The sequence below is a fragment of the Actinoplanes sp. NPDC026623 genome (assembly GCF_040638275.1).
In the GTDB taxonomy this organism is placed as follows: Bacteria; Actinomycetota; Actinomycetes; order Mycobacteriales; family Micromonosporaceae; genus Actinoplanes.
The window spans coordinates 1-9690 of sequence record NZ_JBEZXZ010000269.1; the positions used below are offsets into that span (position 1 = coordinate 1).

3 protein-coding genes are annotated in these 9690 nt (G+C 75.9%); all 3 read left to right on the forward strand.

Annotation, left to right across the window (positions count from 1 at the left end):
* Window positions 1–4305, forward strand: a 4305-nt coding sequence (locus AB0F10_RS41400; protein ID WP_360638807.1) for a DUF6603 domain-containing protein, incomplete at its 5' end; no start/stop codon positions are given.
* Window positions 4302–9362: a DUF3892 domain-containing protein gene (locus tag AB0F10_RS41405; protein ID WP_360638810.1), complete on the forward strand. Its 5061-nt coding sequence runs from the start codon at window positions 4302–4304 to the stop codon at window positions 9360–9362. The genes AB0F10_RS41400 and AB0F10_RS41405, both read left to right, overlap by 4 nt.
* Window positions 9355–9690 (forward strand): hypothetical protein (locus AB0F10_RS41410; protein WP_360638813.1); only part of this gene is annotated, 336 nt, incomplete at its 3' end. The genes AB0F10_RS41405 and AB0F10_RS41410, both read left to right, overlap by 8 nt.

Below are 9690 nucleotides of genomic sequence, written 5' to 3' on the forward strand. Positions count from 1 at the left end.
ACCCCGGCCGGACGTCTCGCCGGCCCGGCCGAGGCCATCGCCGCGATCCTGCTGCCCGCCCTCGGCATGCCGGGCTCGGCGGCCGCCGGCTGGCGGGCCGCCCTGGCGCCGTTCGGGGTGGAGCTGACCGTCTCCCGGCAGCCGTGGACCGCCGTGGTGCACTCCGGCTCCGGCCCGGACCCCGCGTCCCCGGTGACGCTCACCGGCACCCTGTCGATGCCGTCGGCGGCGACCGAGGTGACAGTGGCCGCCCGCGCCGGCGCGCTGGAGGCGTCCTGGTCCGACCGCGACGGCCGGCTGACCGCCGCCGTGCCGGGCTGGATCGAGCCGATCGTGCTGCTGCCGCCGCCCGCGCAGCCGGTCGTCCCGCCGGGCACGCCGGCCGCGATCGCCTACCTCGCGGTGAGCGCGGTCGCCTCGATGATCGGTGACGCGCTGCTGCCCGAGGGGCAGTCGGTGGCACCGCTCGGTCGGCTGCTGGCCGCGCCGGTCGCGACCCTGACCGGCGGCGGGATGCTGGCCGGCCCGGGCGGGAAGGTGGACGCCGGCCGGATCAACGAGCTGCTCGGCGCGGCGAGCGCGCTGCTCGGCCTCGGCGCCGGGCCGGGGCTGGCGCTGCCCGGCGGGTTGACGGTGCGGGCTTTCGCCGATCCGGTACGGCTGCTGCTGAGCGGCACGATCGACCTGGGCGGCGGCCAGCGGCTGGGCCTGGGCGCGGGGGCGATCCTGGCGGGTGCCGACGCGGGGCTGCCGTCCGGGACGCTGTCGCTGCGCACCGTCCTGGACGGCACCTGGCCCGCGGTGACGGTCGCGGCCGGGATCGGCCCGCACGGCGTGACGCTGACCGTGGAGCCCGAGGGTCAGTCCCCGATCACGCTGCTGCCGCAGGTCGACGGCGTCGGCGCGCTCGCCGGAGCCGCCACCCGGCTGCTGCCGCAGGTCCTGCAGGCCCTGGTGGGCGGCGTGCTCGAGGACGGCCCGCCCGGCCCGGTCCTGGACGCCGTCCTGCGGGTGGCCGCCGCGCTGGGCGTCTACGGCGCCGACGCGGAGGGCTTCCTCAAACCGGAACGCTCGGCGGAGCTGGTCGCGATGACCCGGCCCGGCTGGCTCGAGTCCAAACTCGGCTCGGCGACCGCGGTCATCGGCCTGCTCGCCGACCTGCTGGACGTCATCGGGCTGCCGTTCGACCGGCTCGAGAACCTCGGTCCGGCCATCCGCGCCACCGTCGGCCTGGCCGGGGGCAGCCTCGCCGTCACGGCCGGCTGGGCACCGGCCGGGGTGCCGCTCGTCCTGATCGAGCTGGGCGGCGTCACGCTGGGACCGGTCGAGATCGAGGACGCCGCCTTCGGGTACGACGGCGAGCTGCACGCCGGCCTGCGCCTCGGTTTGCGGCCGCCGGCCCCGGTGCCGTTCCTGCGCCCGTCGCTCGCCGTCGGTGTCGACCTCGGCGCCGGGTCGCCGCGATTCTCCGTACAGATCCTGCCGTTCGGCCTCGCGGTGAAGCACGACGCGGCGGTGACGCTGGCACCCGTGCCGGCGTTCGTGATGACCGAGACGGGCGCGCTGGCCCTGCTGCAGCAGTGGGGAGTGCCGCTGATCGCCACGGTCGCGATCGCGGCGTTCGGGGACGACCTGGAGACGGCGTTCTGGGACCGGGGACCGTCGGCGTACTCGGTGCTGTCCAGGGCCGGCCTGATCAGGCCGGGCGTCACGCCCGCGGAGGTGGCCGCGGACCCGCCGCCCGCGCCGCAGATGGCGCTGCGGGGGCTGGCCGCGCTCGCCGACGGGCTGTCCGCACCGCTCGGCGACCTGCACATCGCGCTGGTGACCGAGGACGGCCGGTACGGCGTGCGGCTGACCGGAAACCAGCCGATCGACGCCGGCGACCTGGTGGTGAGCCTGCGTTTCGGCGAGACCGACTGGCTCACCGACCCGGACGCGGGCGTGACGGTGTGGCTGCTGCAGGATCCGCCGACGGGGCTGCTGCCGCTGCTGCGCCCCGCCCTGGAGGTCACCGGCCTGGGCGTCGTGCTGTCCGGCCGGGACGCACCGCTGCTCGACGGCAGCCTGCGAATCGTCTCGGCCGGGGTGTTCGCGTTCGCGACCGTACGGTTCACCGACGAGCACGGTGATCCGGCCGTCACCGTCGCCGGGCTGGGCGCCGGCGCCCAGCTCGACGAGGCCCGCCTGGTGCTGTCCGCGGACGACGCCGACTCGTTCGTCGCGCAGATCCTGCCGTCCGACGTGCAGGCCGACCTCGACGTCGCGGTCTCCTGGCGCGACGGCGAGGGCCTGCGGCTCTACCGGGCGGCCGCCGCCGGCGGCCTGGAGCTGACCGTTCCGCTGGACGTGCACGCGGCGATCCTGCGCCTCACCGAGCTGTGGATGCGGCTGCGCACCGACGGCGACAGCACCGCGGTCGCGGTGGCCGTCAGCGGCCGGGCCGACCTCGGCCCGCTGCACCTGGTGGTCAAGCGGGTCGGCATCGAGGCCCGGTACGGCCGCGGCGGCGCGGGCGTGGCCTTCCGGGCGCCGGACGGCGCGGGCCTGTCGCTGGACACCGGCGTGGTCACCGGCGGCGGTTACCTGGCGCACGACGAGACCAGATACCAGTACGCGGGCGCGGTGCAGCTGCAGTTCTCGGCGATCTCGCTGAAGGCGCTCGGCATCATCACCACCCGGGCGCCGGACGGCTCCCCCGGCTTCTCGCTGCTGGTCATCATCTCGGCCGAGTTCACCCCGATCCAGCTCGGCTTCGGGTTCACCCTGATCGGGGTCGGCGGCCTGCTCGGCCTCAACCGCACCACCGACCTGCCGGTGCTGCGCGCGGGCGTACGCGAGGGCACGCTCGGCTCGATCCTGTTCCCCACCGACCTGGTGGCCAACGCCCCGAAGATCATCAGCGACGTCGACCGGGTGTTCCCACAGGCGCCGGGGCGTTTCCTGATCGGGCCGATGGGCAAGCTCGGCTGGGGTACGCCGCCGATCATCACGGTCACCCTCGGCGTGATCCTGGACCTGCCCGCCCCGGTCCGGCTGATCATCCTGGGCCGGGTGCGGATGGTGCTGCCGTCCGACGAGGACCCGGTGGTCGCGCTCAACCTGGACGTGCTCGGGGTCATCGACTTCGACCGTGGCGAGCTGTCCTTCGACGCGACCCTGTTCGACTCCCGGGTCGCCGCCTTCGACATCACCGGGGACATGGCGCTGCGCGCGTCGTGGGGCAACAACCCGATGTTCGCGCTGTCCGCCGGCGGGTTCCATCCGCGGTTCACCGCCCCGCCCGGGTTCCCGGCCCTGCGCCGGCTCGCGATCAGCCTGGCCACCGGCGACGACCCGCGGATCCGGCTGGAGTCCTACCTCGCGCTGACCGCCAACACCGCCCAGTTCGGCGCCCGCCTGGAGCTGTACGCCGAGGCGGCCGGCTTCAGCGTCGAGGGCTGGCTGGTCTTCGACGCGCTGCTGCAGTTCGAGCCGTTCGGCTTCGAGGTCGACATCACCGGCGGGGTGCAGCTCAAGCAGGGCTCGGCGGTGCTGTTCGCGGTGCGCGTCGAGCTGCACCTGTCCGGACCGCGGCCGTGGCGGGCGCGCGGCTCGGCCGCGTTCACCGTGCTGGGGTTCGAGGTCTCGGTCGGATTCGACGTCGAGTTCGGGCGCGCCGACCCGCCCGCGCTGCCCGGGCCCGTCGACGTGGCCGACCTGCTGGAGAAGGCCCTGTCCGACGTGCGCACGTGGAGCGCGCAGCTGCCCGGCCCGGCGGACACCCTGTTCTCGCTGCGCGACATCGCGCCCGCCGCCGGCGAGTTCCTCGCGCACCCGCTGGGCACGATGGCCTTCACCCAGCGGGTGACCCCGCTGGCCACCGACATCGAGCGCTTCGGCACCGCCCGGCCCAGCGACGACACCCGGTTCGACGTCACCGTCACGGTCGGCGGGCGGGCCGCCACCGTGCAGGCGACGCTCACCGAGCAGTTCGCGCCGGGCCAGTACCACCCGCTCTCCGACGACCAGCGGCTGACCCAGCCGTCGTTCACGCCGATGCCCGCCGGCCAGCGGCTCGCCGCGGCCGCGGCCGGCCGCGACCACTGGCAGGTCCGGGCGGCGCCGCTGGACTACGAGGTCAAACTGATCGACGAGCCGGACGAGCGGCCGGCCCTGCGGCGCCCGGCCCCGGCGATCCGGCGCCTGGACCCGGCCGTCCTCGCCCGGCAGGTGCCCGGTTCCCCGTCGGCGGCGTCGCCGGCCCGGCTCGCCGGCCGCGGCCGGTTCCGCGGCCCCGGACTCGGTTTGGGAGTGTCCACATGAGCGACGGGCTGCTGGCGTTCCTGTCCTGGGCGCGGGCCGGGCTCTCGGCCGGCGCCGCCGGCCCCGACCCGCTGTCCGGGCCGCTGCCCGCCGGTACGCCGCTCGACGTGGCCTACCGGGTGAACACCCGCGGGGCGCAGAACCTGCGCGCCCGGCTGTACGGCCCCGGCGACGTGACCGCGATCGACGCCCGGCAGATCATCCGCACCGACCCGCGGCCGGAGGACGACACGTTCCCGCCGAGCCTGTTCCCGCTCGTCGAGTTCGACCGGCCGGAGCTGCCGTGGCTGCTCACCCCCGCCGGCCCCGCCGACCGGGACCGGGTCCGGCCCTGGCTGGTCCTGGTCGTGGTGGAACAGGACCAGGCGCAGCTCCTCCCGGGTGGGGCGCTGCCCGCCCTGAAGACCCGGCTGGAGCAGCTGCCCGACCTGGCCGAGTCGCACCTGTGGGCGCACGCGCAGGTGGCGCTGGACGGCCCGCTGGACGACGCGCGGCTGGACCGGCTGCTGGACCGGGCCCCGGACCGTACGCTGTCCCGGCTGATCTGCCCGCGCCGGCTGCAACCGCGGCGGGCGTACCTGGCGTGCGTGGTGCCGGCGTTCGAGCCGGGCCGCAGGACCGGGCTCGCGCTGGACCTGACCGCCGCCGACCGGACCTCGCTGCAGCCCGCCTGGACCGCCGGCACCGGCGACGCGCCCCTGTTGCCGGTCTATCACCACTGGAGCTTCGCGACCGGCGACGCGGGCAGCTTCGAGGCCCTGGTGGACCGGCTGACCGGCCGCCCGTTGCCGCGCAGTGTCGGCGTGCGCGACTTCGACGTCTCCCGCCCCGGCGGTGGGATGCCGGAGGTCCCGGACGGCGGGCCGGGCGGCAGCGTCGAGCTGGAGGGTGCGCTGCGCTCGCTCGCCACGTTCGCCGCGCCGTGGGACCCGGACGCCCGCGCCGCGTTCGAGGCGGCGCTGCGGCCCCGGATCGAGCCGGCCGGCACCGGCGACGACGTCACCCCGCCCGTGTACGGCCTGGCGCACGCCGGACGGCACGGCTTCACCGGCGACGGCGACCAGGTCACCTGGCTGCGGCAGCTCAACCTGGACCCGCGGTACCGAGCGATCGCCGCGCTCGGCACCCGGGCCGTGCAGGACAACCAGGAGGATCTGATCGCGGCGGCCTGGGAGCAGGTGGCCGCGTTGCGCGAGCTGAACCAGGCGCTGCGGCAGGGCCAGCTGGCCCGCACCGTCGACCAGGCGATCTACGACCGCCGGGTGGACCTGGCCCGCCCCGGCGCGCCGCTGCCGGACGACCGGCTGCTGCAGGTCGCGTTCCCGGTCCGGGAGCTCCTGGGCACCACCGAGGCGCTGCGGTCCGCCCGGGCGGTGCGGGCCACCACCACCCCGGCGTTCCGCAAGGCGACCCGGCCCGGGCGCTCGCTCGCCCGCTTCGGCGGGGACGTGATCGCCCGGCCGATGCCGGAGCTGGCCGCCCGTACGCTCACCGTCAACCCGCCGCTGCCGGTGCCGCCCGGCATGGCGTCGGTGGAGCTCCTGTCGGCCGGCGAGTCGATGCCCGCCCTGACCAGCTCCCGGGTGCGGGTGCCCAGCTGGATCGGCCCGCCGCAGGGGCCGGTCGAGCAGCCCGTGCCGCTGGACCCGGTGATCAGCCGCGCCGGGGCGACCATGCCCGGCCGGGTGTTCACGACCACCACCGACGGCCGGCTGCTGTCCCGGGTCGCGCAGGGCGCGAACGCCGGCTGGATCGACCACGGCGCACCGCCCGGGGCGGCGGTGGCGTCGGCACCGGCGGCGATCCGCGACCTGCGGGTGTACGTGACCGGCGGGGACCGGCACATCTGGCGCCTGCGGTGGGACGGTGACGCCTGGGGCTGGGCCCGGCTGCCGCTGCCCGGCACCGAGACGGTCGGCACGTCCTCCGCGCCGACGACCACCTGGGCGGACGCCAGGCCCAGCGGCGGCGGCCTGGCGCAGACCGGCACGTACGACATGGTCTGGGTGGTCTCGGCCACCGGCTCGCTGTATCAGCTCGACACCGGCGACCGCTGGATCCCCCACGGCAACCCGGGCGTGCCGCTGAACGGCCACGCCGGCAACGCGGGCCCGTTCACCATCCTGGTGCCCGGAAGCGGGCGGCTGTTCCAGCGGGCGATCAACGAGGAGACCGGCGCCTGGCAGTGGAGCGAGATCCTCGGTAGCCCGGCGGCCGCCGCGCTCGGGCCGGGCCGCCCGTGGGCGTTCGCGGATCGCCGGCTCGCGGTCGGCAGCAACGCGAACGAGCTGTGGATCAATCAGCAGCCGGTGCCGATCTTTCCCTACCAGTGGACGCTCGCCCGCACCGACCTGGGCGCGATCATCGGCGTGCTGCCCGGCGGGAGCCCGCTGATCAGCCTCGCGACCGGCGCGATCATGTCGGGCAGCAGCCTCTTGAACGGCATGTTCTGGCAGACCTTCCTGCCGCCACCGCCGGGGTTCTCCGGGGCGACCGTGACCGGCTGGGTGCGCGCCGACGGCGTGGTGGTGACCGTGATCGCCGGACGGTACCTGGAGGGTTCCGCCGGCCAGTGGACCGACTACGGGCCGGCGGTGCTGCCCGGCGTCGGTTCGCCGTACGCCGGGCCGCCGCAGCACCGCCGCTGGCGCCCGGCGATCGGCCTGATGAGCAACATCGTGGTGTCCCACCTGGATGCCGGCGCCGGCGGGGACCGGCTGTACGCCCGGGTCGGCTCGGACGCCGGTTTCGACGCGGAGGCGCGGGCCGGGTGGACCGCACCGGTCGCGGCACCGGGCACCGCCGGCGGCCTCACCGAGGGCCTCGGCGTCGCGCTGGCCGACGTCCTCGGCCGCGGCGGCGACGCGCCCCGCCGCGACCTCGTCGCGCTGTGGGTGGAGCGGGCCGGCAACGGCCAGTACCCCACCTACCGGATCGGCTTCGACCTCGGCCCGGGCGGCACCGCGGGATCGTGGTCGGCGGCGAAACGCTGCCCCACCCCGGTCTCCACCACGATCACCTCCGGCGGCGCGATCTCCCTGCTCACCCTCATCCAGGACTCCGACGTGGACGTGGCGGACCTGGACGGCGACGGGCGCCCGGAGCTGGTCATGGCCTACGCGACCGCGGAGGCGAACTCACGCGCGTACTACCGGGTCGGCTGGAGCCTCGACACCGCCGGTGACGTGACGCGGGGCTGGGGCGAGTCGCAGCCGCTGCCGAGCCCCGGCGGCACCCTCGTGGGCATCGCCGTCGCCGTCGCCGACCTGACCGGAGACCTGCGGCCCGACCTGGTCGTGCTGTACGTGCTGCGGGTCGGCTCGAGTTTGCAGGCCAGCTACCGGATCGGGCCCGGTCTGAACGCCCGCGGCCGCGTCACCGGCCAGTGGACCGCACCGATCGCGGTCGGCGGCGGCCCGCTCCCCGCGGCGATACAGGGCGTCTCGCTGAGCGTGGCCGACTTCAGCGGCAGCGAACGCCCGGAGCTCATGGTCCTGATGCTGGACAACGCGGCGGGCGAGAACACCGCCCGGTACCGGATCGGCCGCGACGTGCGCGCGACGACCGGCGTCGCGGCGACCTGGTCGGCGGACCAGGTCGTGCCGGGCTGGTTCGGCGCCGAGGACCGCGGTGCCGGTGTCGCGGTCGGCGACCTCGATCCGGCGTTGCTGGCCCGCAAGAAGGCGTTCGCGCAGTCCTTCACCGACGCCGCGAGGACGCACCAGGACATGCTCGCCGTGGCGCAACGCCTCGCCGACGCCGACGACGCGGTGGTGCCGCTGGGCGTGGTCGCCACGTCGGCCCGGGCCGCGCTGCATCCCGCGGACCGGGTGGAGCGCCGGGTCGCCGCCCGGCTGCGGGGCTACGACCCCACCCGGGTCGCGGCGCACGACCCGCTCGGCCAGGTGCTGGCCGCGCCCAGCTTCGACGTGCCCGCGTACGAACTGGTGCGCGACATCGCCCGCGACCACCTGCTGCCCGGCGCCGACCAGGTGCCGCCGGACACCGTTTCGCTGCTGCGGGCCACCCCGGCGTTCATCGAGTCCTTCCTGGTCGGGCTCAACCACGAGCTGGCCCGGGAGATGCTGTGGCGGGGGCTGCCGGCCGACCGGACGCACACGTTCTTCCGGAGGTTCTGGAACCGCACGGACGGCACCGACGACATCCCCCCGATCGACGAGTGGCGCGCGGACGCCGCGCTGGGCGACAACGCGGGCGGCGTCGGCGGCCCGGACATGGCGATCCTGGTCGTCCGCGGCGAGCTGCTGCGCCGGCACCCCAACACCTCGGTGTACGCGATCCAGGCCAGGTACCGGCCGGACGGCCGCCGGGAGCTGACCGCGGCCACCATGCAGCCGGACTTCGGCGGCACGATCGAGCCGGACATCAGCTTCTTCGGCTTCCCGCTGACCGTCTCCAGGATGCGCGGTTCGGCGACCGACCCGGGCTGGTTCGTCGCCTTCGCCGAGCATCCGAGCGAGCCGCGGTTCGGCCTCGACGAGCCGGGCCCGCAGCCCGCGTACGGGACGGCACCGGCGGCGTGGAACCACCTCGACTGGGCGGCCGTCGTGCCGGACGGGGCCGCGCTGGCGGCGCTGACCCACGCGCCGGCGAATCCGCCCTTCCCGCGCACGACCACGCTGCCGGTCCGCGACGACGTGCCCGGCGCGGAGGCGTTCCGGTGGGCGGAGAACGCCGCGCACACCGCGCACATCACGCTGCAGCGGCCGGTGCTGCTGGCCGTGCACGCCTCCGACCTGATGCCGCACACCTCCGGCGACTGGCAGGTGACCCACGTGACCCGGGTGAACCGCGAGGTCGGCGCCGTACTCGGCCGGCACCCCGACGGCCGCTGGTGGCGCCTCGAGCTGGCCGAGGCGATCGCCGCCATCCGCCTGCACGAGCGCCTGTACGTCCAGCTACCGGGTGGCAGGCGCGAGGACATCGTCGTCGTGCGCAGCCGCCGCGGCCAGGAGTACCTGCGCACGATGCCGGGCGGCGGCACCGCCGACAACCTGCTCTCGCTGCCCGAGCCCCCGGCGGACGCACATGCCTGATCCCCTGACGCACGACGCCGGGTACCCCTTCGTCCTGCTCCCGGTCCGGCTGGAGACCCGCTTCCGCGGCACCGATCTGCTGGTCCGCGTCTATCCCGACCAGATTCACGTGGACACGCACGAGCCGGAGCTGACCGCCGCCGAGCGGTCGGCCGGCCGCCGGTACTGGGAGGCGCACTGGCGGGCCGGGCGTGATCCGGTGGCCGAGGCGGCCGCCTGGGACGACGCGGTCCGCCAGCTGCCCGCCGAACGAGCCGCCTGGGCGGCCCGCTGTCTCGAGCCGCGGAACCCGCAGGACCACCCGGCCGCCCCGGTGCCCGCGGACGTC